23 protein-coding genes and 1 tRNA gene are annotated in these 24,052 nt (G+C 58.1%); 11 read left to right on the forward strand and 13 right to left on the reverse strand.

The features are described from left to right. The first annotated feature begins 31 nt into the window (after positions 1 to 31). The 4 genes from HK22_RS00680 to HK22_RS00695 are packed head-to-tail and all read left to right on the forward strand — an operon-like array spanning position 32 to position 4,604. On the forward strand, positions 32 to 1,990 hold the full coding sequence (locus HK22_RS00680; protein WP_198945443.1) for a TonB-dependent siderophore receptor: 1,959 nt from the start codon (positions 32 to 34) through the stop codon (positions 1,988 to 1,990). After that, positions 1,980 to 2,840, forward strand: coding sequence for an ABC transporter substrate-binding protein (locus HK22_RS00685; protein WP_086647966.1), 861 nt, complete (start codon positions 1,980 to 1,982; stop codon positions 2,838 to 2,840). Before HK22_RS00680 ends, HK22_RS00685 begins: the two co-directional genes overlap by 11 nt. After that, on the forward strand, positions 2,837 to 3,823 hold the full coding sequence (locus HK22_RS00690) for an iron ABC transporter permease (protein WP_086647967.1): 987 nt from the start codon (positions 2,837 to 2,839) through the stop codon (positions 3,821 to 3,823). The genes HK22_RS00685 and HK22_RS00690 overlap by 4 nt, the downstream gene beginning before the upstream one ends. Positions 3,824 to 3,833: 10 nt before the next feature. After that, positions 3,834 to 4,604, forward strand: a complete 771-nt coding sequence (locus HK22_RS00695; protein WP_086647968.1) for an ABC transporter ATP-binding protein — start codon at positions 3,834 to 3,836, stop codon at positions 4,602 to 4,604. On the opposite strand, the gene HK22_RS00700 is transcribed toward HK22_RS00695, so the two are convergent. Next, a complete protein-coding gene (locus HK22_RS00700; RefSeq protein WP_077803584.1) occupies positions 4,529 to 5,551 on the reverse strand; it encodes a bile acid:sodium symporter family protein in 1,023 nt (340 codons plus the stop codon). The genes HK22_RS00695 and HK22_RS00700 overlap by 76 nt on opposite strands. A 358-nt stretch (positions 5,552 to 5,909) precedes the next feature. Between HK22_RS00700 and HK22_RS00705 the strand changes: the two genes are divergently transcribed. The 4 genes from HK22_RS00705 (at position 5,910) to HK22_RS00720 (ending at position 12,152) form a co-directional block, all read left to right on the forward strand. Then, entirely contained in the window at positions 5,910 to 7,829 is a 1,920-nt protein-coding gene (locus HK22_RS00705) for a hypothetical protein (RefSeq protein WP_143412352.1), read from the forward strand. Between the two features lie 152 nt (positions 7,830 to 7,981). Further along, positions 7,982 to 8,875 carry a hypothetical protein gene (locus tag HK22_RS00710; protein ID WP_233142298.1) on the forward strand — a complete coding sequence of 298 codons (894 nt, stop codon included), beginning with the start codon at positions 7,982 to 7,984 and terminating at the stop codon, positions 8,873 to 8,875. A gap of 345 nt (positions 8,876 to 9,220) precedes the next feature. Beyond that, entirely contained in the window at positions 9,221 to 11,647 is a 2,427-nt protein-coding gene (locus HK22_RS00715) for a glycosyltransferase family 4 protein (RefSeq protein WP_086647971.1), read from the forward strand. A 25-nt stretch (positions 11,648 to 11,672) separates the two neighbouring features. Beyond that, a complete protein-coding gene (locus HK22_RS00720) occupies positions 11,673 to 12,152 on the forward strand; it encodes a hypothetical protein (protein ID WP_062032826.1) in 480 nt (159 codons plus the stop codon). 139 nt (positions 12,153 to 12,291) lie between these two features. On the opposite strand, the gene HK22_RS00725 is transcribed toward HK22_RS00720, so the two are convergent. From HK22_RS00725 to hisG, 10 genes are all read right to left on the reverse strand, one after another. Further along, positions 12,292 to 13,431, reverse strand: coding sequence for a glycosyltransferase family 2 protein (locus tag HK22_RS00725; protein ID WP_086647972.1), 1,140 nt, complete (start codon positions 13,429 to 13,431; stop codon positions 12,292 to 12,294). 386 nt (positions 13,432 to 13,817) lie between these two features. Next, positions 13,818 to 13,893, reverse strand: a tRNA-Phe gene (locus tag HK22_RS00730). A gap of 60 nt (positions 13,894 to 13,953) precedes the next feature. Beyond that, positions 13,954 to 14,133, reverse strand: a complete 180-nt coding sequence (locus HK22_RS00735) for a DNA gyrase inhibitor YacG (protein WP_062032836.1) — start codon at positions 14,131 to 14,133, stop codon at positions 13,954 to 13,956. Further along, positions 14,130 to 15,173, reverse strand: a complete 1,044-nt coding sequence (locus HK22_RS00740; protein WP_086647973.1) for a ribonuclease E/G — start codon at positions 15,171 to 15,173, stop codon at positions 14,130 to 14,132. The genes HK22_RS00735 and HK22_RS00740 overlap by 4 nt, the downstream gene beginning before the upstream one ends. Continuing rightward, entirely contained in the window at positions 15,170 to 15,826 is a 657-nt protein-coding gene (locus tag HK22_RS00745) for a nucleoside triphosphate pyrophosphatase (protein WP_086647974.1), read from the reverse strand. Before HK22_RS00745 ends, HK22_RS00740 begins: the two co-directional genes overlap by 4 nt. 13 nt (positions 15,827 to 15,839) lie before the next feature. Further along, a complete protein-coding gene (infA, locus tag HK22_RS00750; RefSeq protein ID WP_007282896.1) occupies positions 15,840 to 16,058 on the reverse strand; it encodes a translation initiation factor IF-1 in 219 nt (72 codons plus the stop codon). Between the two features lie 166 nt (positions 16,059 to 16,224). Further along, a complete protein-coding gene (locus HK22_RS00755) occupies positions 16,225 to 17,541 on the reverse strand; it encodes a DEAD/DEAH box helicase (RefSeq protein WP_086647975.1) in 1,317 nt (438 codons plus the stop codon). A 127-nt stretch (positions 17,542 to 17,668) separates the two neighbouring features. Continuing rightward, positions 17,669 to 18,109, reverse strand: a complete 441-nt coding sequence (locus HK22_RS00760; RefSeq protein ID WP_062106501.1) for a hypothetical protein — start codon at positions 18,107 to 18,109, stop codon at positions 17,669 to 17,671. Continuing rightward, positions 18,109 to 19,401 (reverse strand): histidinol dehydrogenase, encoded by a 1,293-nt coding sequence (gene hisD / locus HK22_RS00765; RefSeq protein ID WP_062106503.1) that lies wholly within the window; start codon positions 19,399 to 19,401, stop codon positions 18,109 to 18,111. The genes HK22_RS00760 and hisD overlap by 1 nt, the downstream gene beginning before the upstream one ends. After that, positions 19,401 to 20,096, reverse strand: coding sequence for an ATP phosphoribosyltransferase (gene hisG, locus HK22_RS00770; RefSeq protein ID WP_062032927.1), 696 nt, complete (start codon positions 20,094 to 20,096; stop codon positions 19,401 to 19,403). Before hisG ends, hisD begins: the two co-directional genes overlap by 1 nt. 190 nt (positions 20,097 to 20,286) lie before the next feature. Between hisG and HK22_RS00775 the strand changes: the two genes are divergently transcribed. Next, positions 20,287 to 20,727 carry a GntR family transcriptional regulator gene (locus tag HK22_RS00775; protein WP_086647976.1) on the forward strand — a complete coding sequence of 147 codons (441 nt, stop codon included), beginning with the start codon at positions 20,287 to 20,289 and terminating at the stop codon, positions 20,725 to 20,727. 5 nt (positions 20,728 to 20,732) lie between these two features. Beyond that, a complete protein-coding gene (locus HK22_RS00780) occupies positions 20,733 to 21,677 on the forward strand; it encodes a slipin family protein (RefSeq protein ID WP_233142300.1) in 945 nt (314 codons plus the stop codon). Here the strand turns inward: HK22_RS00780 and gmk are convergent. Both gmk and HK22_RS00790 read right to left on the reverse strand, forming a co-directional pair. Beyond that, positions 21,667 to 22,293 carry a guanylate kinase gene (gene gmk / locus HK22_RS00785; protein ID WP_086647977.1) on the reverse strand — a complete coding sequence of 209 codons (627 nt, stop codon included), beginning with the start codon at positions 22,291 to 22,293 and terminating at the stop codon, positions 21,667 to 21,669. The genes HK22_RS00780 and gmk overlap by 11 nt on opposite strands. A gap of 197 nt (positions 22,294 to 22,490) precedes the next feature. After that, entirely contained in the window at positions 22,491 to 23,774 is a 1,284-nt protein-coding gene (locus HK22_RS00790) for an AI-2E family transporter (RefSeq protein ID WP_143412353.1), read from the reverse strand. A 197-nt stretch (positions 23,775 to 23,971) separates the two neighbouring features. On the opposite strand from HK22_RS00790, the gene pqqA reads away from it, so the two are divergent. Then, entirely contained in the window at positions 23,972 to 24,052 is an 81-nt protein-coding gene (gene pqqA, locus HK22_RS00795; protein ID WP_086647978.1) for a pyrroloquinoline quinone precursor peptide PqqA, read from the forward strand.

Consider the following 24,052-nt stretch of genomic DNA (forward strand, 5'->3'; position numbering starts at 1 on the left):
CGACGCAGAACGACGAGACATCACTATCACCATGCTCCGTATTTCCCGCCTTCTTCTTGCGACGAGTATGCTTGTCGCTGTTCCGGCGCTGGCGTCCGTTCCGGCACAGGAGCCGGTTCAGCCCCAGAAGCCCAAGGCATCTCCTGCTCCGAAAGCCGTTTCTTCGTCCGTCCCCGAGACTGTTACGGTGACGGCAAACCGCATCCCACAGGATCTGAGCAAGGTCGGCTCGCAGGTTACGGTTGTGACCCAGCGTGACATTGAACTTCTCCAGCGACGTGACCTTGCAGACCTTCTGGCTCGCGAGCCGGGCCTGAACATGGTGCGCACGGGTGGTCCTGGGGGTACGGGGTCGATCTTCATGCGCGGCACCAACGCCAATGAAGTGAAGGTGCGGCTGGACGGAATGGACATCAACGATCCGTCCACTCCGGCCGGGGCATTCGATACGGCGCAGTTCCTCACCGACGGTCTGGCCCGCGTGGAAATCCTGCGCGGACCGCAGAGCGGCCTGTACGGTGCGGATGCGATGGGCGGCGTCATCGACATGACGACCAAGCAGGGGGAGGGGCCGCTGCACGGCTTCGTCCGGCTTGAAGGCGGCAGCTATTCCACCAAGAACCAGACGGCCGGGTTCTCGGGCTCGCTTCATCGCTTCCACTATATGGTCGAAGTCTCGCACAACCATGTTGGCGATTATCAGTCTGTGCCGAAAGCCATCCGTGCGCAGGTTCACGGCCATGACGTCGCGTCCAACCGCAACGACAACCGCACGGCCAATGTGCGCCTCGGTTATGACGTGACGGATAATTTCGATCTCGGCTTCACGGCGCATCTGACGCAGGCGGATTACGAATACGTCGCCGACGATTACAGCTCCTATCCGGCGCTGCCCTCAGCCCAGCAGAATGAGAGTGACCTCAAACAGGCTATTCTGCGCGGCACGGCGCATCTGAAATCCTTCAAGGGCGTGTTCGAACAGACGCTGGGCGTCGGTTACGTTACCTATCGCCGGCACGACATTACGGCCGGAGAATCAGACATCGCGTCCAACCGTGGTGACCGGCTGAAAGTGGACTGGCAGGGCCTGACGCATCTCGGCCATAACGGCTCATTCCTCGTCGGATATGATTATATCCGTGAGCGCATCCTGACGCCGATCGACGCCCAGACCACGACGAACGCTGCTTGGGGACAGCTTGAGGGCCACTGGCACGATATTCTCTTCGGTTCGGCCAATATCCGCTACGACAACAATTCGCGTTACGGCAATTACGTGACATGGCGCGTGGCCCCGGCCGTAAAAATCCCCGGAACGGGCCTGACGCTGAAGGCCAGCGGTGGCTCGGGCTTCCACGGACCGTCGCTGAACCAGCTTTTCGTCAGCTACCCAGCCTATTATTTCCTCGCGAACCCGAACCTGCGGGCCGAGCGCCTTCTGGGCTTCGATGCCGGGTTTGAAGAGCGCCTCCTGAACGGAAAGCTGACCTTTGGGGCCGACTATTACGGCAACCATGTCCGGAATCTCATCAACACGGCGCTGTCGGGCTACAACTACACCTATGTCAACGTCGCGCGCGCCCAGACGCATGGTGTTGAGGCCTTCGTCGATTACCGCATCATCAAAAGCGTTGATCTGCGCGGCACCTATACCTGGACGGATGCCACAGACCGCAGCACCGGTGCGGCCCTCGTGCGTCGTCCCCGTCACAAGGCGACGGCCAGCGTCATCTGGACGCCGACCAAGCGCCTGAGCGTCACACCAAGCCTGCTGTATGTCAGCGGCTGGCACGACCTCGACCGCTACACGTCCATGAGCACGATCGGTCATGATTATGTGACGGTGAACATTGCCGCCGAATACAAGCTGGCCAATTTCGTCACCCTGTTCGCGCGTGGCGACAATCTGGGGAACCGGTACTATGAAAACCCGGTCGGCTACCTCCAGCCGGGCCGGTCTTTCTACGGCGGTGTGACGTTTGGCCTTTAAGGCGTTCCTTCACGTCCTTTCAGCTCCGGCGGCAGTGCTTCTGCTGTCGGGCGCTCTCGCCGGATCGGCCTGTGCCGGTCCGGTGCGAACCCGTATCGTCTCGCTTAATCTGTGTACGGACGAACTGCTGCTCGAACTGGCGGACCCCTCTCATATCCTCGGCCTGAGCCCGTTGGCGACGGATTGCGCGGAATCCCTCCGCTGTGAACTGGCACAGACTTATCCCGTGCAGCGCCCTGACGGGGAGAACCTCGTCGCCACTTATCCCGATCTTGTTCTGGACGGGACATGGCACCGCCCGACCGCCGCGCTCGTGACGGACGCCCTGCACGTTCCGTTCGTCCAGCTTCCCTCTATCGCGTCCCTTGCGGATATTCCCGTTCAGATCCGGACCGTCGCCCACGCCATTGGCGAAGAGGCGCGCGGCGAGGAGATGATCCGCTCCTTTGCAGACCGGCTTGAAAACCTCCGTCCCGCCCAGCCGGAAAAAACCCTGACGGCAACGGTTATCGGTGCGAACCTTGCAGGAGAAGAGGGGGGGCTGATCTCCGATCTTCTCAAACGCGCCGGGTTCCGCCTGTCCGCTTCCGAGCGCCCGGATGGCACCATCGCGCTCGAAACTCTGATCGCCCATCCGCCAGACCTTCTGGTAACCGATATGATTTCCGAAAGTTCGTCCCTGGCTGAAAATGTCGTTCACCACCCCGCCTTACAGGGACGATTTACAGGCGCGCATCGTCTGGCGCTCCCCGGTCGTCTGACGATGTGCGGCACGCCCGAAACGCTCGATGCACTGGAGGCGCTGATCGCTGCACATGATCGCCTGACCGCAGCGGAGCCTTTACCATGAGCCGTTACACCCTGACCGTCGCCATTCTCGCCATGCTGGTTTTGGCCCTCGCCATCCTGTCGCTGGCCGCGGGCCCGGCGGGGATCGGCGTCCTTCAGGGGCTGTCCGACATGCTGCAGGGCCGCGAGACGATTGCCGCGACCATTATCGGCCAGATCCGCCTGCCGCGTGTCATTCTTGCCCTGCTGGTTGGCGGTACGCTTGGCCTGTCAGGAGCGGCCCTTCAGGGGCTGGTCCGCAATCCGCTTGCTGATCCGGGTGTGCTCGGCATTTCAGGCTGCGGGGCGCTTGGCGCCGTACTGGTTTTTTATACCGGCGTCTCGGCCGTGTGGGCGCCTGCGCTCCCCCTGGCCGCCCTGTCCGGCGCCGGGCTCGCAACGCTTCTGCTTCTGGCGCTCACGCGCGGCGGGACACTCGTCCTTGTGTTAGCCGGTGCGGCTCTGGGCTCCATGAGCGCCGCCCTTCTGGCCCTGACGCTCAATCTCGTGCCGAGCCCCTATGCGTCCTATGAAATCATGCACTGGCTCATGGGGTCCCTGTCCCGTGCGAGCCTGCATGATGTTCTGATCGCTTTGCCCGGTCTGCTCGTCGGGTCGGCGTTCCTGCTCGGGACCGGACGGTCTCTGGATGCCCTGACCCTTGGCGAGGACGTAGCCCATACGATGGGTTTTTCCCTGCGCGCCGTGCAGTGGCGCGTCGTGATCGGAACGGCACTGGCGGTTGGAAGCGGTGTGGCCGTCGCGGGCGGGATCGGGTTCGTCGGCCTCGTCATGCCGCATCTGCTGCGCCCGCTTGTCGGAGCGCGCCCCTCGCGCCTGCTCCTGCCGTCCGCGCTGGGAGGGGCCGCACTGCTGCTAGCGGCGGACCTGTTCGTGCGCCTGCCAGTCAGCGGCACCGAACTGCAACTCGGCGTCGTCACGTCCCTGATCGGAACGCCGGTCTTTTTCTGGCAGGTCTGGCGCCTGCGCGGACGCCCGGTATGAGGCGCGGATCATGATCCTCCAAACCGACACACTCAGCCTGACCCTTCAGGGGAACAGGCTTCTGCATGACATCACGCTCGACGTCCGCCCCGGCGAAGTCCTCGGCCTGATCGGTCCCAATGGTGCAGGCAAAAGCACACTCCTGCGCGTCATGGCCGGACTGCTCCGCCCGGAGACCGGCCGTGTCCTGCTGGACGGGCAAGACCTGTTCTCCATGCCGCCCGAACAGCGCGGGCGGCATCTGGCCTATCTCCCGCAGGACGCCCCGGCCGCCATCGGCATGAGCGTGCGGGATGTTATTGCGCTCGGCCGTCTGCCCCATCGCCGTACGGCGACGGCGGAACAGGATGCCGCAGCCGTTCAGCAGGCCCTGGAGGTCGTGGGGATGAGTGCGTTTGCGGACCGCTCCTGCGTCAGTCTGTCAGGGGGAGAACGTGCGCGCGTTCTGCTCGCCCGGGCCCTTGCGGTTGAGGCCCCCGTCCTGCTGGCGGATGAACCGGTCGCAGCGCTCGACCCTGCTCAGGCCCTGACGGTCATGGAACTGTTTAACCGGTACGCGGCGCAGGGTCAGGCCGTGGCTGTCATCCTGCATGATCTGGCGCTTGCCGCCCGTTTCTGTACCCGGATCGCCGTACTGTCGGAGGGCGCTCTTGTCAGCATCGGGGCTCCGTCCGACGTTCTGACGGATGCTCTGTTTTCCGAGGTTTACGGTGTGGCGGTACGACGCTGCGGAGAGGTTGTCGTGCCCTGGTCGCTGGTGTCGAGAAAGCGTGTGCTATAACGCCGTGCCAGCAGCGTGCAGGTGAAAAGCTGGATCTGGTGATAGATCATGAGTGGCAGCACGATGATGCCGACCGACGCTGCCGGAAAAATGACGCTCGCCATCGGCACGCCAGACGCCAGAGACTTCTTCGATCCGCAGAACTGAAGCGCGATGCTGTTTGATGTTGTCTGCCCAAGCCCCTTGCCCATCAGGTGCGACAGACCCAGAACCAGCGCCAGCATGGCAGTATCGAGCAATGCAACTTCCAGAAGATGCGCGCCCGAAACGCGATGCCAGATTCCCTCCACAACGGCGGAACTGAACGCGGTATAGACCACAACGACGATAGACCCGCGGTCGGTAAACGAGATCAGGATCTTGTGCTTGCGCACAATCGGCCCGACCCATTTCTGAAGAATTTGTCCCAGCGCGAAGGGTAAGAGAAGCTCCTTGCTCACGTCGAGAATGGAGCCCAATGGCGAATGCTCCGCCCCCACATGCCCGAGCACCAGTCCGGTCAGCAGCGGCGTCATCGCGATGCCGGCAATGTTGGAGACCGTCGCCGCACAGATCGCCGCCGTGACGTTCCCCTTCGCAATGGACGTCAGCGCAATGGAAGACTGTACGGTGGACGGCAAGCAGCACAGGAACAGTACACCCGACCACAGTTCCTCGCCGAACAGCGCATCGGGAAAGACCGCCCGGAACAGCAGATGCAGCCCGACCCCAAGCAAAGGGAACAAGGCAAACGTGCAGAGCAGAACGCTGCCCTGAAGTTTCCAGTCCTTCACGCTGTCCACAATGGCGTGACGCTCGAGTTTCGCGCCCTGAAAGAAGAACATAAACGTGATGAGGATCGTCACGACATGCTGAAGGATATGCTCCACCTGCCCGCGGCAGGGAAGGATGGAGGCCAGCGCAATCGCGCAGATCAGGGACATGAGAAAGGGGTCGAGGCGCTTCATGCCGCACTATGTCCGTATCCACCTCGAACATGCAACGGTCCTGCAGATGGAGAGGCGGGTTTTGATCGGGTCCTGTGTTTCAGTCCTTGTGGCTTGATCTGTCCAAGATCACCTACAATATGGGTGTATTATACTCCTTGGGAGGGCTAACCCTGCGGCATCGCGATCCGTAACAAAACAGGTGCTGGTCCCTCCATTTAATAGATCGGATTCCAGTTGCCTTTCCTGACAGACATGCTTGATATCTGCCGGTACCTAAAAACCGGTTTGGACCTTACAGGCTGCCGGGAACACTTTTATATATACAAGCCAACCCTGAAATCTTTGAAGCAGATCTCATTCGGTGGGACATTGTATCATGACTGATCATGGGGAAGGGCAAAATCTCATACCTGAATCATCAATGGAGGCGTCAGCTACATCTCTTGAGGAAGCAATCCTGAAAGAGTTCTTTGACGAACATTATTATCGACAGCACTATCCGGAGGATGTCCCTCCCGATCAGGATGCTTTCTCGCATTTCATGACAGTGGGATGGCTCGTGGGATACAATCCCTCGGCTGACTTTGACACGCGGTTTTATCTGGACAGCAATCCGGATGTGAGTTCGGCTTCGCTAAATCCGCTTGAGCATTATGCCCTTTCAGGGCGCTCCGAGGGACGGCCAGCTCTGCCACCAGTTCAGGACGATCCGAGTCCGCCCGATGATGCGTTTATCTCTGGTATGGATGTCGTAGCTGCTGATTTTGATCCTGAGTTCTATCGGCGGCACAATCCTGACATCTCGGGAAGTGACGAGGGCCTGCTGCGTCATTTCATGACGTCCGGCTGGAGGGAAAAGCGCGATCCCAGTCCGGATTTTGATGTCGGATATTATCTCTGGGCAAATCCGGATGTTGCTGCGGCAGACATTAACCCTCTGTTGCATTATCGGTTGCATGTGGCCACCGAAATTCGGCCCCGTCTTCAACCTCATGCGATGGAGCGGGCTGTCCTGAGGAACTGTCAGGCGGTGCAGGATAGAGAACCTTTGTGGCAACTTCCGGAACAGGAAAAAGCTGTTGACGAAGAGTACCTGACCTTTTTTCTGGAGCGTGCTCGCAAGGACCAAAATCAGGGTGCGGGGTTGGTCGTCTCAATCAGTCATGATGACTATCGTCTGGCGCCAGCGGGTGTATGGAATTGCGTTCGCGATGAGGCTCAAGCTTTTTCTTTTCATCAATGGGCCTATCTCCATCTTTTCCCATCGTGTGCCATCCCCATGCTTGCTCCTCTGCATCAGGGAGAGTTTGTTGCGTCTTTAAACGGCCAGTATATTGGACGTGTAGCCGTCGATACTCTGTTGAAGGTTCTGGCGGTACAACAGGTTCACTATCCCAGCCGTCATCTGGTCATTCACAACCTTCTAGGAGTAGTGCCAGAATGCATCCCTGTCATTGCGCAGCAAATGCGGGTGCAGAAGAGTATCTTCTGGGTGCATGATTTTTCCACGATCTGTCCGTCTCATACCTTGATGAGAAATGACATCACGTTCTGCGATGCTCCCGCACCCACATCTCCTGCATGTCAGATCTGCGCATACGGCGAGGAGAGAGAAGCGCATCTCCACAGAGTCAGAAAGCTTTTCGAGGCACTGCATCCTGAAGTCATGGCGCCGTCGCGCTACATGCTGTCTTTCTGGCAGGAAAAAACGGATTTACCTATCGCCGGGATATCTGTTCAGGAGCATGCGTTCATCACGGCCAGAGTTCCTGTCGAAAGCCGCTCAACCAGCATTCTGAAGATCGGATTCATGGGCTCCCCCGTCTTCCATAAAGGATGGGATATTTACCAGAAGCTGGCTGCACGGTTTGCTGGGGACCAGCGATATGAATTTTTTTACCTCGGTTCAATGGCCCAGGATGTTGTGAATATTACGTCTCTGTCCGAAACGCTGATGCAGGACGATCGTGATGCCCTGCAGAAATGCATTCTTCGGAACAGGATTGATGTCATCGTAAACTGCTCGCGCTCTCCGGAAGCGTTCTGCCTTGAGGCTTATGAAGCTATCGCTGCGGGAGCTTTTCTTCTTGCGCCACATAGAAGTGGGAATGTTGAAGATCTCCTGACATCTTCAGGGAACACGTTTGGCCACGTTGTCCGCGACGAGAAGGACCTCACAGACCTGTTCAATACAGGCGAAATAGCGTCTCTGGTGGCTGGTTCCTGTAGAGCGACAGGAAGCCTCGTCATTCGTTCCGGTACTTTTTCGTACCTCGTGCCGGAGACTGCGCATTGACGGTTTACTGCTTTACAAGCGCTACTTATTCCTACCTCGGGCGTGCCCGGGTTCTGGCAAAAACTGTGCGCGAACATCATCCGGACTGGGTCTTCTGTCTTTGTCTATGTGATGTTCCACCATCGGCTTTCGATCCGGCCATGGATCGGGAAATGTTTGACGAGGTGGTTTCTGTCACGGAACTGGGCATTCCTGATCTGCCAGCCTGGATGTTCAGACATAATATTGTTGAACTCTCTACGGCGGTGAAGGGAAAAATGCTGTGCAGGCTTCTGGAGAAACCGGATGCTGACAGCGTGGTTTACATCGACCCCGACATCGCCATTTTCAATCCGTTGATGCATGTCATGGATCTGTTGAAAAATCACCCGGTTGTTCTGACGCCACATCAGACCGAGCCAGAGACCCATCCGCAGGGAATAGTCGATAACGAGATCGGGTCTCTCAAGCGTGGAATCTATAATCTGGGTTTCATGGCGATTGCCAATGTGCCGGAAGGACGTCGTATTGCTGAATGGTGGCGTGACAGACTTCTGGCTTATTGTCGGGATGATGCAGAGAACGGGTTGTTCACAGACCAAAAATGGTGCGATCTGATTCCTGCTCTCTTTAAAAATCCTGCAATCCTCAGGAACCCGGGATACAACGTGGCGAGTTGGAATCTGAGTCACAGGCCCATTCGGATTGATGGTCACGGCCAGATTTTTGCTGCTGATGCCCCCCTGAGGTTTTTCCATTTCACAAAGGTGGATACAGCGGGCGAGGTCATGCTGGAGCGGTATGGCAGCGAAAGCATCGCTCTCTTCGAGCTTCTGCGGTGGTATCGGGAAGCCATTCGCAAACAACAGCCTGCTGAAGTCCCGGCCAGGTACTGGTATTATGGTACATACGAAGACGGCACCCCTATCCGTCGTCCGGAGCGTCTGATCTACAGGGACCGAAAAGACTTGCAATTAGCCTTTCCGGACCCTTATCGGTCGGGGCCAGAAAGTTTTCAGAGCTGGTGCACTCTTCACAAGGGTGAACTGTCCGAAAAAGGGATTTAAGGCTCTTTTTTATGCGCGATAGAGCCGCCTGATTTCACAGGAGCAGACGAATCCAAGGGATACCAAAGTCAGGAAAAAGGATTTTCACCAGTCCTGTCCCACGGCATTCACAAGACCACTTCTTCAATAGACACTTTCTCCATCGTTCTGTGCCATATTCGCTCAAAAATACAAATGGAGTGATAGGCATTTTAGTAATAGTCAAAAAAATTTTGAATTTTCCAATGATTGCGTGTGAAATATTTACGACGCACTTTCGTGATGGTATAGTAATTTTAACACATTCGGCTGATTTCAACCCTAAAACATGTGGTTGAAGTTACTACTGGAGCCAGCAGCCCTCTTATGAACACCCTGTCCCTGCCCTCCTCGTCGGGAGCTGAAAAGAGCAAAACATCTTCTCCGCGGATTGCTCTTTTCACAATCTGTTCCAATAATTACATGCCTGCTGCCCGTGTTCTCATGGAATCAGTCGCGAAACTTCATCCAGAATTTGAACTCTTCATTGGTCTGGCGGATAAAGTAGTTGACTGGGATGGTCTTTACGAAGGGCCTGCGTCGATTATTGAAGCGCATACCCTTGATATTCCTGATTTCAAGACATTTTCATTTCAATACGACATCATGGAATTCAATACGGCCATCAAGCCGTTCCTGATGGAGCACCTTCTGGTTGAGCGTGGCTTTGATCGCGTATTCTATTTCGACCCGGATATCCTGCTGCTCAACAGACTGGACCTGCTGCTCCAGCATTTTGATGAAGGCGCCTCCCTTCTGCTGACGCCACATCTGCATAAGCCGGCAGAAGGGATTTCCGATCCCGACGACATCACGATCATGCGGGCGGGCGTTTATAATCTGGGTTTTCTGGGAGCCTCCCGGTCTGCAGAAACTCTGGAGGTGATCCGATGGTGGATGAGACGCCTTCATCGCACCTGTATCAACGCTCAGGAACAGGGGATTTTTGTCGATCAGAAGTTCATGGATCTTGCACCATGCTTTGCCCCTAACGCTCATATCATCCATCACCGCGGGATGAATCTTGCCTACTGGAACCTGGCTCAGGTCGCGTTCCAGCAGGAGGGCAAGACGTGGACTGCCGATGGCGAACCTCTCGTCTTTTTCCATTTCAGTGGTTTCGACCCGCGTGATCCGGATTGTCTGAGCAAGCATTGCCGTCACTTCCGGACGACTATTGCGCCCGCCCTGCGTAATCTTCTCGACAAGTATTCCGAACTGCTTTTTGCGGCAGGATACGGGAAAGTGCCTGCGGCGCTTTATGCTTATGGATTTTTTCATAGCGGCACCCGAATTCCTGAGCACGTGCGGCGTATGTTCAGGGAATTTACTCCCGACTGGCCGTCCGATCCCTTCGAAACCTACGAGGCCTATCTCCATCAGCCAGCGCCGAAAGGCAGTCTGGACAAGGAAAACCTCGTTTTCACCAATTTCCAGCATTACCTCTGGAACTTCTTTGATAATCAGCGCCTTAACCTTGATCCGGAACGGACAGATCACCTCACGAGTCTGACGCACTGGTACGTCAAGAATGCCCGCTCCGAACAGGGCCTGGATCACCGGCTTATTGAGCCTGTAGCGTGCCGTTTCGGGCAGATGAGACCTGCCCGGATGGTTGGTGCAGGTCATAAACCAGCCGCCCGCCCTGATATTTCGGTCGTAGGCTATCTCAAGACGACCAGCGGCGTGGGAACTGTCGCACGACACACTCTTCAGAGTCTGTCGCGGTCAGGCCTCTCCGTTGAAGGGGTGGACGTTGCCTTTGGGGTTGTTTCGGACCGATCGGACTTGAGTTGTGCCTCTCTGCTGAATAATCGGGTTCGAGGACGTATCCAGCTTTACGCTAATATCAATGCAGATCAGCTCCCGGCGGTTTTGGAACATCTCCAGCCCGTTACGGATGATGGTTACAGAATTAGCATGCCGGCGTGGGAACTGGAGGAGTTTCCAGCAGAATGGTTGGCAGCCTTTGATGGAGTTGACGAGATCTGGGCTCAGACTCGCTGGATTCAACGCATGCTTGCAGGACGACTGGATAAACCGGTTGTCTATATGCCGGTTTCGTTAACGCTTGATCTTCCGGTATCGCAGCCACGGACTCGCTATAATCTGCCTAAAGACGCGTTTCTGTTCTACTTCTCGTTCGACTTTCTGTCTTTCATTGAACGAAAGAACCCTGAAGGCATTGTAGCGGCCTTTCGTCGGATGCGACAGGATCATGGCAACCCAAAACGTGCAACGCTCGTCATCAAGACCATGAACGGCGACTTTGCCAAAGATCGTGAAGACGCTTTTCTGGAACTCATTGGTGACGATCCTGATATCATCCTCATCAACGGTGTTCTCTCCAGAGCTGACACTCTTTCGCTGATGACCTGTTGTGACTGTGTCGTGTCTCTTCACCGATGTGAAGGATTGGGATTGGTCGTTGCAGAAGCTATGGCCCTTGGGCTTCCGGTCATTGCAACAGACTACGCCGCTACGACTGATCTGCTTTCCCCGGCCACGGGGTATCCTGTCGGTTATCGCCTTGTTCCTGTCAAAAAAGGCGAATATCCCTTTGGTGAGGGGCAGAAATGGGCGGACCCGGATATTGGACATGCGGCATGGCTGATGCGACACGTGATAAACAATCCCGAAGAAGCACAACAGAAAGCCACTGCAGCCCAGCAGTTCATCCAAACGAATTATAACACCCAGACTATCCTCGCGCGCCAGATGCAACGTTTTACCGAGCTGACAAAAAAGGCCTGAGTTCTCAAGAAGAAAAGAAATTCTTATGTCTACCAGAAACCACACGCAGACTAAAAATGCTCCACGCCCCGAACAGGAAAACAAGACATCCGAGTTATCGGCTTCCCTGAAGGCAGATGCTCTCGAACTGGCGCTGCAAGCTCGATCCCGTGCCGAGCACGAGGCCTCTTTCCTGAAAAACGAAGTGGAAAGACTTCATACGTCGATAGTTCGACTCCAGGAACGCTGTGAAGATTACGCAATGCGCCTTGCGATGTCCCATGGGGGGCGTGAAGAGCTAATCCATTTGCGGAGCCGACTCTTCGACACGTCGCATAAGCTCGATATTCCCAAAGCTCATTCTGAAATCGTGCCTAACAATGTCGCAGACCAGCTACGTCTTCTTGTGTCGGAGCGCGATGATGCCCGGATGTGGCTGGATGCAGTCCGCCGTTCAACCTCTTGGCGTATTACCCGCCCATTCCGCGTTGTCATACGTTTTCTGAAATCCCGCCTGCCAAATTGAAGATAGTGCCTGGAGTGGCTGATTTGAATGAACAGAGAGGGCGTTTGGCCCTCTTTTTCCAAGAAAGCCACGGCAGATGACCGACTGCCTTCTTATTGGTCATCTGCCTTTCTAAAGCCTCAAGGATTTCATCCTGAATCTAATCATTATTGTGAATTTTTGAAAAACATAGTGCTTCATATTTGTTTTTATTAATTGATCCGGGTTTAAGAGGTGAGTTTTCCTTATATATTTCATTAAATTCTTTTATAGAGCATGAAAATATTTTATTTACCTTTCTGGATTCTTTGTATCCATATTCGCTGAAGTGAATTAAAGGTTCTATGGGAGCATTTTGCAAGTCTTCGTGGTTGAGTATATATTCTTTCTCATTAAAATCTATAAAATCATAGGAAATTTTATTTGTATCTGGATATCTGATAAGCATTCCCTTGTGTGTTTGTAGCGAGGTTTTTTTATATTTTTGGTGATTTCCAAAAACAGAATATAAATCAACCCCTAATGCCTCTAACAAAAATGAAAATTCTGGAATAAATATGCTGGCTTTATTGATAAATTTATTCTTATATTCAATTTCTGTCATAAAAAAATACTCAACTAGATGTAATCCTGGTCCAGTATATTCTTTGAGGGTATTTTTATCTTCTGTATTAATATAATATACGAGTTTTTCTTTTGCGGCTTGTAGAACTTCTGAAAATTGTTTGTTATGGAGGTGCATATAGCCCAAGTTTGTGACATGGGTTTCGTCGCTTTTGGATGATTTGGGGTGATGAAACCCGTGATCCAAATGGCCTAAGGTATCTCTCGCAAACATACTTTTTGGGACTACAGCTGGCGTAAAAAATTCAGCGTCATCAGGAATATTTAAAAATAGTTTCTTTATGATAAATGCGTCCTGTATTCCTTTTAATGAATCAAGATATGAATTTAGCTTTTCCCTGCTTACCTCTATTTTTTCTTCACATAAAACAACAAATTCATCGCAGTCTATGGGGATAACGTAGTCATATGGTTCATTATTTGAATCCCATCCACGTATAATATCAGATATTATATCGCCTTTTTTATCAAAATCTTCTTTTTTGTTGTATTCGTAATATACGTTGACACCCGCTTTTTTGTATTTTTCCAATACTTCAAAAACTACGTTTTCATTTGATCCATTATCTAGGATATAGAGGTTTTCAAATCCGAAAAAATAACCGTAGTATTTTATCCATGGCTCTAAAAGTTTGGTTTCATTTTTTTGCATCGTAATGCAGCGGACTTTTGCCATAAAAACCTCTCTAAATTTGGTTCCTGCATTTTAATAGAGAAAAAAAGCCTTTGAAAAGATACAGAGGACTGTCTGGTAAAGTTTATCGCGGACCGATTTCTTGGAAAAGTGGATTGGTAAAAATTTACTGAAGAGATCCAGGCAGTATTATGGTTTTATTTTTGGAAAAACAGCACATGCTGCTGCCTTATATGGTCGTCTGACGCTTATGAGGCGGAGGATATGGCGGAAGTGAATCTGTCGCCAGGCGACGGACCAGGACCGAATTCATTTTCGGTGGTTCTGAAGCATTCATCGTTCGCGCTGACGCATCGCGTTCCAGATCGACGAGAGGCAGTTCACTCAGGCTGTGAGTGTTCGGTTCACGCTTTTTCTTTGGGAATAAATGGTGCCCAAGGGCGGAATCGAACCACCGACACTGCGATTTTCAGTCGCATGCTCTACCAACTGAGCTACTTGGGCACCGAGCTTCAGGACGAACCCCGTTGCGGAGATGGGATTTAGCCTATGATTGCGGTGGGATCAACCCTCTCCGTCGCGATATTCATCCTGTTCTTCGTCATTGTCCTGACGAAAGGACGGAACGCGGTATGTCCCGCTGAACCAGCGGCCCAGATCGACATCCGCGCAGTGACGGGAACAGAAGGGGCGAAACTGGGGATCTGTGGGGCGGTGGCAGATCGGACAGGTGGACTCGCTCATGACAGGCTCCAGCTTGCAGGAGTGGCGTTGGGATCAAGAACGAGATCCAGCGCACGGGCGCGCCGGGACGTAAAATCCGCAAGAGCCTCAGGGTCACTTTCCAGAGCCTTGATGAGGCTGATCGAGGCCGTCAGCGTCTGGCCGGGGCGGTTTTCACGCAGGATGGTCCGCAGGATGGACAGACCCTGCCCCTGTGGGGAGGACAGGAGTTCATACAGTGGCGGGCGGCGGCGCGGGCGTGTCAGTTCCAGCAGACCCGATGGCGTTGCGCCGAGGACGTCTGGCTTGAGAGGGTCTCCGGACAGGCTTTCGCGCAGGAACGGTGCCAGAGCTGCGCGTTTGCGTGTTTTGACGCCTGCCGGGTCGATGAGGATCGTGCCCGAGAGGTTTCGCAGGCGGATCTGCCGGGCAAGGGCCGGAAATGATGCGACATTGCCCTTGAAGTCCGGAGCGCCAGTGCTGTCGAGGTCGATGGCAACCAGGGCAGGGGTCGGGAAAAAGCTGGCGGTCAGCAGGCCCAGATTGGCTTCAGGGCTGCTGAGACTGTCAAAATCCGCCTCAAGCGCGGCATCGAACGCCTGCTGGCACCGCTGAAGGCGTGGACGTAGCCGGACAGGCAGTTTTGCGGCAATGCCCGGATCGTCCACGAAGACCGGCGCATCCGGATAGCGGTCCGCCAGATCGTCCAGCGGGGTGGGGCCGCGTTCGAGCAGTTTGGGGGCGGAGGGCGCGTCCGCAGGCATGTCGGCCCGGCGCAGGCGCAGACCCTTGCCGTTCTGTGCGGAGCGACTGACTCGGGCGGCGGTCAGGGCGCCTTCGATCAGGGCTTCGCGGGTCGAGAGAAAACCGCTCTGGCCATCTTCGAGCAGAACGAATGCACCACCCAGAGCCGGGGCGGCTTTCTGGACGCGGACGACGTGCCAGTCTTCCAGACCATCCGGGCAGCCGGGGCGCCAGATGGCGACGTCCAGCAGCGTATCATGATCCGTGACGGCAATCCGCACTTCGCCCGGAGAACAGGCTGCGCGGATTTCGGTCATGCGATCCAGCCACCTGAAGGTTTACCGACCGGTTGTCCCCGCAGGAGTTGCGCGGTTTCGAACAGGGGTAGACCCACGACGGCGGAGTAGCTGCCGCCGATCTGGCGGATATGGGCGGCAGCAGCGCCTTGAATGGCATAACCGCCCGCCTTGCCCTGCCAGTCGCCCTGCGCGATCAGGGCGTCGATCTGCGCGTCCGTCAGGCGATGGAAAATGACGGAGGTTTCCACCAGCCGCTCACAAGCCGTACCCTCGGGCCATCCTGCGCTCGGGCGCAGGACCACGGCCGTCAGCACCTTGTGGCGGCGGCCGGAGAGCAGCTTCAGACACGCGCGGGCTGTCTTTTCGTCCTTGGCTTTCGGCAGGACGCGTCGGCCGACCGACACCACGGTATCCGCGCCGAGAACCAGTGCGGCATCCGTGCGCTGCGCGGCCACATGCTCCGCTTTTTGGCGGGCGAGGCGCTGCGCAAGCGGACGCGGCAGTTCGCCGGGGCGCGGTTCTTCGTCGATATCGGCGCTCACGACGGCGTCGGGCACGATGCCGATCTGTTCCAGCAGGCTCAGGCGGCGCGGGGAGGCGGAGGCCAGAACGAGCTTCGGACGGTCCAAAAGGCCGGATGACCCTTCTGCGGAAGACGGGGAGGCGGTCATGCGGCGGACTGTCTTACTTGAAGCGGAACGTGATCCGGCCCTTGGAGAGGTCGTAGGGCGTCATTTCGACGTTGACGCGGTCACCGGCCAGAACGCGGATACGGTTCTTGCGCATCTTGCCGCTCGTATGGGCGAGGATGGTGTGCTCGTTGTCGAGCGTGACGCGGAACATGGCGTTGGGGAGCAGTTCCATGACGGTGCCGGTAAACTCGATCAGGTCTTCTTTTGACATGTGAATCCTTGCTTCAGGGACAGGGTAATGATCTGCGCGCGGCAGTGGCTCCGGTGCGGAGCCAGAAAATCCAGCCCGCTATGTGCGGACTGTCAGCCGAAAGGTCAAGCGCGACCGGCCCCTGTCCCGGGATTCTTGCGGTTTTTATGACGGTTGGGCGTGGTTTTCAGGACGCTTTTCCGGCGGCCTGGGCTGCAGCCCGGGCCGCCATCTTTTCTTCTTCGGTCCAGACGCGGCGCTCGCGCGTCTTCTGCGGCTTGACCTGCTTGACCGGACCGCCGCCGAGGACGGGTGGGCGCATGGTCGAGTTCCGGGCCTTTTCGCAGTGCCATTCATGGCTGTCATGAACGTCCAGCGTCCGGCCGATCTCACGCTCCACGGCGTGCAGCCAGGCGCGCTGTTCGGCATCGCACAGCGTAATGGCAAACCCGCTGCGGCCCGCACGGCCCGTGCGGCCGATCCGGTGCACATAGCTCTCCGGCAGGCTCGGCAGATCATGGTTGATGACATGCGTGACCGTATCGACGTCAATGCCGCGCGCTGCGATATCGGTCGCTACCAGAACCTGAACGTCGCCGTCGCGGAACGCATTCAGTGCCCGCTCGCGCTGACCCTGAGACCGGTTGCCGTGCAGGGCCTCGGCTGTGATGCCGGACTCGGTCAGGAAGGTGCAGACTTCGTTGGCGATGTTCTTCTGCAATGTGAAGACAACGGCCTGACCGATGCCCGGCGTCTGGAGCTGGGACAGAAGGGCCGCCTTCTTGTTGGATGCATCCAGGAACATCACCGACTGCGCGATCCGGTCCACAGTGGTGGAGGGCGGGGCGATTTCGACCTTTGCCGGGTCACGCAGGAGGCTCTCGACGAGGGCTGCGATGGATTTCGGCATCGTTGCGGAAAACAGCACCGTGTGCCGGTCTGTGGGGAGCGTTGCGACGATGCGCTCGATCGGCTTGGCAAAGCCCATGTCCAGCATCTGGTCGGCTTCATCCAGAACCAGCGTCTCAAGCTGAGAGAGGTCGCAGAGGCCCTGTTCGATCAGGTCCAGCAGACGGCCTGGTGCGGCGACGATGATGTCTACGCCTTCTTCGAGCGCCTTGACCTGATGAAACTGGCTCACACCGCCGAAAATGGTGGTGACGCGTACCGGCTGGTGGCGGCTGAAATTCTCAAACCCGTCCGCAATCTGGGAAACCAGCTCGCGCGTGGGAGCGAGGACCAGAACGCGTGCGCCGCCCTTGGGGGCAGGGCGGGGCGTTTCGGCAAGCCGGTGCAGCAGGGGGAGCGCGAAAGAGGCCGTCTTGCCCGTGCCGGTCTGGGCCAGACCGAGCAGATCGCGGCCTTCCAGCAGCAGCGGGATGGACTGGGCCTGAATGGGCGTCGGCTTGACGTAGCCTGCGTCGTCCAGAGCGCGCAGGATCGCGGGCGCGAGGGCGAGATCGGCAAAGGTCACGTCAGAAGTCGTAGCGGAAGTCGGGGACATGATGAAGCGGCGCCTCCGGCGCTGAGTAAAGCTGCGCCTGATCGGGCTTCGCGGGTTCAGAAGGCGGGCTTGTACGAATGATGCTTCCCGCCGTCAACGCGGCGCAAAGGCGTGCAGGACCAGTCTGTCAGGACAGTTTGGAAATATCGCGCATAGCGACGACCAGATTCATATGCGACGCCAGAAGCCTCTGCGGCAGGGACGGCAGATAAATCCGGATGGCCTCGAGCCGTTTGGACTCCGGGAGGGCGGCAAACGGCGTGCGTGACCCCGGACCGTCACTGCCCGCGTCATAGCTTTTTGCAATCGCGGCCAGCAGCGTTGCCGGGATGGAAGCCAGAAGCGCTTTCTGCGCCGGGTTCAGAAGACGGTCCCGCAAGGGGCCGGAAAGCGTGCGCTCTTCGGCTATTTTCGGAGCCTCATAGGGTTTGAGCTGGCTCAGCGGGAACTCGACCTCCACGCCATTGGCCTGCTCTACATAGCCGGTGGTGCCGTCGATATCGACCAGCCTGCCGTCATGCGTGCCCTTGAGGTCCGAAACACGGTCACCGATCGACAGGCGGGCCATCAGTTCTTCTCCAGCCGGGCCGACAGGCTGAGGGCGTGGGCGTCCAGCCCCTCGGCGGTCGCCAGCGCCACACCGGCCGGCCCGATCCGGCGCAGACCGGCTGCATCGGTTTCGATGGTGGTGGTGCGCTTGATGAAGTCGAACACTGACAGGCCAGAGGCGAACCGCGCTGTGCGGCTGGTCGGCAGAACGTGGTTCGGACCGCCGACATAATCGCCCACGGCTTCGGGGCAGTTGCGGCCCATGAAGATCGCACCTGCATGGCGGACCATCGCCGAGAAGTCGCGTGGGGCGTCGAGCATGACTTCCAGATGTTCGGGCGCCAGTGCGTTGACGATCTCGGCGGCTTCCTCAAGCGAGCGGACCACGATGATCGCGCCGTGGTCTTCCCAGCTTTTGGACGCGATGGCCGTGCGCGGGAGCGTTTCCAGCTCTGTGTGGACGGCTTCGGCGGCGCGTTCGGCAAAGGTGGCATCGATCGTGATGAGGATGGCCTGGGCCTGCTCGTCATGCTCGGCCTGGGCAAGCAGATCGAGGGCCACAAGACGCGGATCGTTCTGCCCGTCGGCGACGACCACAACTTCGGACGGCCCGGCGATGCTGTCGATGCCGACATGTCCGAAGACCTGCCGCTTGGCTTCTGCGACATACGCATTGCCCGGCCCGACGATGCGGTCCACCGGGGCGATGAGGCCCGTACCGAATGCCATGGCGCCCACGGCCTGCGCGCCACCGATGCGGTAGATTTCCGTCACGCCGCAAAGCTGCGCGGCTGCGAGAACCACGGGGTTCAGCACGCCGTCCGGGGCCGGGACACACATGGCCAGCCGTTTCACGCCGGCCACACGGGCGGGCAGGGCGTTCATCAGCACGGAGGACGGATAGGCTGCCTTGCCACCCGGAACATAAAGGCCGACCGCATCCAGCGGGGTCCAGCGCATGCCGAGGCGGATGCCGTCTTCGTCCGTGAAGTCCAGATCCTGGGGCATCTGGGCCGCATGAAATGTCTCGATCCGGCGGCCGGCGGTGCGCAGGGCATCCATCAGGTCCGCCGGGACGCGCGCGGCTTCGGAGGCGATTTCTTCGGCGCTGATGCGCAGCCTGTCAGCGGGCAGGGTCAGACGATCGAACCGGGCGGTGTAGTCGCACAGGGCGTCGTCGCCCCGGCTGCGGACGTCTGCGAGGATCGCACGGACCGGTTCGGCCACGCTGCGTTCGTCGCTTCCACGGGCGGCGAGCAGCGTGGCGAAGTCTGCGGAAAAACCGGCTGCGGATGTATCGAGGCGTTTCATCAGACCGCACCTTCCGTGGCGAGGGCTGTGCGGAAGCGTTCGATCAGGGCGCTGATTTCTTCAGGCCGGGTCTTGAGCGCGACGCGGTTGACGATCAGGCGGCTCGTGACATGCGCGATGGTCTCGGTTTCCATCAGGCCATTGGCGCGCAGCGTGGATCCGGTATCAACCAGATCGACGATCACGCTCGCCAGATCCAGTGTCGGCGCGAGTTCCATCGCACCGTTCAGATGCACGATCTCGGCATTGATGGCACGGGAGGCGAAATGGCGGCGGGCGATGGTCGGGTATTTCGTGGCGACACGCAGACGGGACTGACCGGTTGCAGGATCTTCGGTCATGGTTTTGGGGCGCGCGACTGCGATGCGGCAGCCCCCGATGCCCAGATCGAGCGGGGCGTAGATGTCCGGATAGTCGAATTCCATCAGCACATCCGCGCCGCACACGCCGATATCGGCGCCGCCATAGGCCACAAAGGTCGCGACATCGAAGGAACGGACCCGCACGACATCCAGATTCGGATCTGACGTGCCAAAGCGCAGGCGGCGGCTGCTTTCGGTCAGGCAGTCCGGGTCGGGCTCAATGCCCGTGCGCGTCAGGACCGGAGCCAGCGCCTTGAGGATGCGGCCTTTCGGAAGGGCGAGGATCAGCGGCGTATGATGATGCGCGGTCGTGTCCGTTCCGTTCCGGGTCATGATCGGGGGGTCGGTCTGGAGCGCTGTCATGCGACGTCTGGTCCTTGGCTGTCCGCAGTCACTGGGAAGGGCAGCGCATATCACGAAGCCGGAGTCTTCCCAAGCCTTGCGCGGTTTCAAACAGCTCTGAGAGGGCTTTGACACGGAATCTTCTTGACGGACGTTTTGAAAGCAGATCACTCTTGTATGCATGTCTGCTGACATAGAAACATTACTCTTCCCCACCCCGCTTTCGGATGCCAGCGCCCTGCCGCTGCGTGTTCAGATCCGCGAGCGCGTGCTGGCCGCTATCGGTTCGGGGCTGCTGAAGCCCGACGACCGACTGCCGACCATGCGCGCGCTCGCCGTTCACCTGAGGGTGGATCTCAACACCGTCCAGCGGGCCTATGCGGAGCTTGAGCGGCTGGGCGCGATCCGGACACTGCGGGCCCGGGGGAGTTTCGTCAGCGACACGCCGCCACACCCGGACGGCGCGCTTAAAGCCGCGGAAGCCCGGGCGCTCGCGGCCTCCACCATCGCCCGCAGTCAGGCCGCGGGTCTTGATCCCGAAGCGGTCGTCATCGCCATGCGCGATCTTCTCGGTCTGCCTCCCACCCCCTCCGAGCCCGAGAGCGGCTCTGCCAAAGGCTGATGTCCATGCCGGATTTCCCCGTCCTTCCTTCCATGTCGCTGGTGCCGTCCATGAAGCGTCAGTTGCCGCTCAATACGATATCCGCCTCGATCGCAGGGGCAGTCATTCTGCTCTCGGCCGGGTTGACGGTCTTGACGCGGCAGCCCGGCTGGGTCATCGGCGGTGTCGTGATGGCCCTGCTCGTGCATATGTCGCTCAAGATGTGCAATTCCTGGCAGCGTGTCCTGGTTTTGCGGGCTGGAAAGATTCAGGGACTGCGAGGTCCGGGCCTGTTCCTGATCGTGCCTTTTCTCGATCAGATTGACGCCGTTGTGGACCAGCGCATCCGCACGGTGCCCGTGCATACGCGTCAGACCCTGACGCGCGATACGACGCCGGTGGATGTGGACGCGGTCGTGTTCTGGATGGTGCATGATCCGCTGCGGGCCATCACGGAGCTGGACAACTACGAGGGTTCGGTCTCGATGGTTGCGCTCACGACGCTGCGCGAGGTTGTCGGCAGTTCGGATCTGGCGACCCTGCTGGAAGACCGCCGCCGCATCGACGGGGAACTACGTGATCTCATCGAAAGCAAGACGCGCGAATGGGGCGTTACGGTTCAGGCTGTCGAGATCCGCGACGTACAACTGCCTGACAGTCTTCAGGACGCCATGAGCCGTCAGGCTCAGGCCGAGCGCGAGCGTGCGGCCCGCGTCACGCTGGCTTCGGCGGAGCGGGAAGTGGCGCACGAATTGGCGCAGGCGGCAAAGACTTACGAGGCCTCGCCGATCGCGCTCCAGATTCTTCAGATCAACCGTATTTTTGAGATGAACAAGAACCGCGGCACCACTATTCTGATGCCGACAACTATGGCGGATGCCATGACCTCCGCAACAGCCTTTGCTGCCGCGATGCAGACCGTTCAGCCGGAGGCAGGGACCCCGGCTGCGACCGGTGAGGTCAGCGGCTGAAGCTGGCCACCATGTCCGGCAGGTTGCGCTGACGTCGCGTAGCCAGCCGCGCGGCTGTCAGCACGGAGCGGGCCTGCGAGATTGCGGTATCGAGGTCCGAATTGATGATCGTGTGATCGAATTCTGACCAGTGGGAAATCTCGTTCAGCGCCGCCTGCATGCGCTTGGCGATTTCTTCGGGATGGTCCGACGCGCGTTTGTTCAGGCGGCGTTCCAGTTCTTCCAGAGACGGCGGCAGAACGAACAGGCTCACCACATCGTCCGGCAGGGCCGCGCGCAGAAGGCGGTGTCCCTGCCAGTCGATATCGAACACCATATCATGTCCGGCATCCAGGGCTTCCTCAACCGGGGCGCGCGGCGTGCCATAGCCCCGGCCGAACACTTCCGCCCATTCCAGAAGCTCGCCCTCCGCAGCCATGCGGCGAAATTCTGCGATATCCCGGAAATGGTAATGCACACCTTCGACTTCTCCCGGACGCGGCCCGCGCGTCGTGACCGAGACGGAGTGGCGCAGTGTGGGTTCCGAAGCGCGCAGGGCGTTGGCAATGGTGGACTTGCCCGCACCAGACGGGGCCGAGATCACCAGACAGACGCCACGGCGGGGCAGTTGGGTCATGGGGTCTCCTTAGGAAGAATGGGCCGGACAGGAATGTTCTGCCGAAGCGTCTAGCGTGAAAGGGGCGGGGCTGGCCAGATATTCAGGGCTCTGCCCTGAAACCCGCCAAAGGCCGGGGGCCTTTGGAAACCGCTTTATTTGGAATCGGGATCAAAGGGGCGAGCCCCTTTGTGGGGCGCGGGGCAAAGCCCCGATCCTCACGGCTCGGACTGAAGCTGCGCAACAATGGCACTACTGATCGTCCGCCTCGTCGGGCCGCCCAGCACATGGCCGAGCGGCGCCAGAACTTCGATATGGTCACAGACGATCTTGAAAACCGCAAGCATTGGCACGGACAGGAAGGCGCCCGAAATGCCCCACATCCAGTCCCAGAACAGCAGTGATCCCATGACGAATACGGGATTGAGCGTGAAGCGCCGGGCCAGCAGCATAGGCGTGATGGTCTCGCCTTCCAGCACATGGATCAGCAGATAGATCGACGGCGGCAGGAGCGCGTAAAGCAGGGACGGAAAACTGAACAGCCCGACCACGAAATAGACGACCACACCCGTGAGCGGCCCGATGATGGGGATGTAGTTCAGCAGGAAGGCCAGCACGCCCCACAGGAGCGGGTTGGGCATGCCGGTCGCCCAGCACTGGATCATGTTCACCAGCCCGACACCCAGATTCATCATCGTGATCGTGACGAGATAGAGCGAGACATTCTGCTCGATCTGCGTCGCCATTTCCACGAGGCGGCGCTTCTTGGCGTAGGTCGGCATGATCTCGACGCAGCGGCGCAGGAGCGTGTCGCCTTCCGTCATGAGGAAGAACAGCATCAGCAGCATCGAGAAGAAGCCGCCTGCAAGCTCCCGCGTTCCGGCCAGAACGGAGGAGCCGAGCCGCGAGAGTGCCGTCTCTCCGCTGATCGGTCCGGTGACGCCATGCGCTGTATGCGTGTTGCCCGAATGGCCGCTGAACATGGCCGACAGGCGCATGTAATCGTGCTGGATCATGTCGATCGGCCCGCTGAGAACGGCCAGCTTGCTCTGTAATGCGGGGAGCGTCTGTGGGGCACGGGTGATCCAGCCGGCGGCCGGAACGGAAATCGTCGTGGCGATTCCGCCCACGATTCCGAACATCATGACAATCAGCAGCAGCCCCGCCAGATGCCGGGGCAGGCGCAGACGCTGGGTCAGGAATCGCATGGGCGCGATCATGAGCAGGTTCAGCACGAGCGCGAAGACGAAGGGAAGCAGGATGGGCGCCGTGAAATACAGCGAATAGAACACGGCAAGAATCGTCAGGATCAGGACGCACATGTCCCGGATATTCAGATGTTCGCGCAGCAGGTTGCGGTCGAGCGTGGGGTCCGGAAAATCGTCGTCCGGCAGCAGTTTCTCGTCGGGTTTTTTTTCCGGTTTTTCAGGGTTTTTTCCTGACATGGACGCAGTGTCGCTACAGGCAGGGTCGGCGGAGGACGCGATGGGACGGCCGGACATGGTTTCTGCCTGAAGCGAAAGACGGGGCACACGGACCACCAGTTGACCCTGACGATCCGTGAAAGGACACAGTTGCGTGTTCTGCCCAAAAAAACCCTTGAACTCCAGTGGCATCAGGTCACTAAATCATGAGGAGCGCCCGTGAATGCGTCTTCAGCCGCATTCACCGGTTTATCGCAGACTCAAGGAGACCAATCATGGCCTGGAACACACCGACAGTTACCGAAATCCCGCTGGGCGCAGAAATCAACTCGTATGTCTGCGGCGAGAAGAAATAA

Source organism: Gluconobacter sp. DsW_056 (assembly GCF_002153595.1).
GTDB lineage: Bacteria > Pseudomonadota > Alphaproteobacteria > Acetobacterales > Acetobacteraceae > Gluconobacter > Gluconobacter albidus.

Coding starts and splice junctions, on each gene's coding strand:
- HK22_RS00755 (WP_086647975.1), bottom strand. CDS start 17,541: ATGTCCCCGACTTCCGCTACGACTTCTGACGTGACCTTTGCCGATCTC.
- HK22_RS00760 (WP_062106501.1), bottom strand. CDS start 18,109: ATGGCCCGCCTGTCGATCGGTGACCGTGTTTCGGACCTCAAGGGCACG.
- hisG (WP_062032927.1), bottom strand. CDS start 20,096: ATGACCCGGAACGGAACGGACACGACCGCGCATCATCATACGCCGCTG.
- HK22_RS00680 (WP_198945443.1), top strand. CDS start 32: ATGCTCCGTATTTCCCGCCTTCTTCTTGCGACGAGTATGCTTGTCGCT.
- HK22_RS00690 (WP_086647967.1), top strand. CDS start 2,837: ATGAGCCGTTACACCCTGACCGTCGCCATTCTCGCCATGCTGGTTTTG.
- HK22_RS00790 (WP_143412353.1), bottom strand. CDS start 23,774: ATGTCCGGCCGTCCCATCGCGTCCTCCGCCGACCCTGCCTGTAGCGAC.
- HK22_RS00720 (WP_062032826.1), top strand. CDS start 11,673: ATGTCTACCAGAAACCACACGCAGACTAAAAATGCTCCACGCCCCGAA.
- infA (WP_007282896.1), bottom strand. CDS start 16,058: ATGTCAAAAGAAGACCTGATCGAGTTTACCGGCACCGTCATGGAACTG.
- HK22_RS00780 (WP_233142300.1), top strand. CDS start 20,733: ATGCCGGATTTCCCCGTCCTTCCTTCCATGTCGCTGGTGCCGTCCATG.
- hisD (WP_062106503.1), bottom strand. CDS start 19,401: ATGAAACGCCTCGATACATCCGCAGCCGGTTTTTCCGCAGACTTCGCC.
- HK22_RS00735 (WP_062032836.1), bottom strand. CDS start 14,133: ATGAGCGAGTCCACCTGTCCGATCTGCCACCGCCCCACAGATCCCCAG.
- gmk (WP_086647977.1), bottom strand. CDS start 22,293: ATGACCCAACTGCCCCGCCGTGGCGTCTGTCTGGTGATCTCGGCCCCG.
- HK22_RS00715 (WP_086647971.1), top strand. CDS start 9,221: ATGAACACCCTGTCCCTGCCCTCCTCGTCGGGAGCTGAAAAGAGCAAA.
- HK22_RS00705 (WP_143412352.1), top strand. CDS start 5,910: ATGACTGATCATGGGGAAGGGCAAAATCTCATACCTGAATCATCAATG.
- HK22_RS00775 (WP_086647976.1), top strand. CDS start 20,287: ATGTCTGCTGACATAGAAACATTACTCTTCCCCACCCCGCTTTCGGAT.
- pqqA (WP_086647978.1), top strand. CDS start 23,972: ATGGCCTGGAACACACCGACAGTTACCGAAATCCCGCTGGGCGCAGAA.
- HK22_RS00700 (WP_077803584.1), bottom strand. CDS start 5,551: ATGAAGCGCCTCGACCCCTTTCTCATGTCCCTGATCTGCGCGATTGCG.
- HK22_RS00725 (WP_086647972.1), bottom strand. CDS start 13,431: ATGGCAAAAGTCCGCTGCATTACGATGCAAAAAAATGAAACCAAACTT.
- HK22_RS00710 (WP_233142298.1), top strand. CDS start 7,982: ATGTTTGACGAGGTGGTTTCTGTCACGGAACTGGGCATTCCTGATCTG.
- HK22_RS00695 (WP_086647968.1), top strand. CDS start 3,834: ATGATCCTCCAAACCGACACACTCAGCCTGACCCTTCAGGGGAACAGG.
- HK22_RS00745 (WP_086647974.1), bottom strand. CDS start 15,826: ATGACCGCCTCCCCGTCTTCCGCAGAAGGGTCATCCGGCCTTTTGGAC.
- HK22_RS00740 (WP_086647973.1), bottom strand. CDS start 15,173: ATGACCGAAATCCGCGCAGCCTGTTCTCCGGGCGAAGTGCGGATTGCC.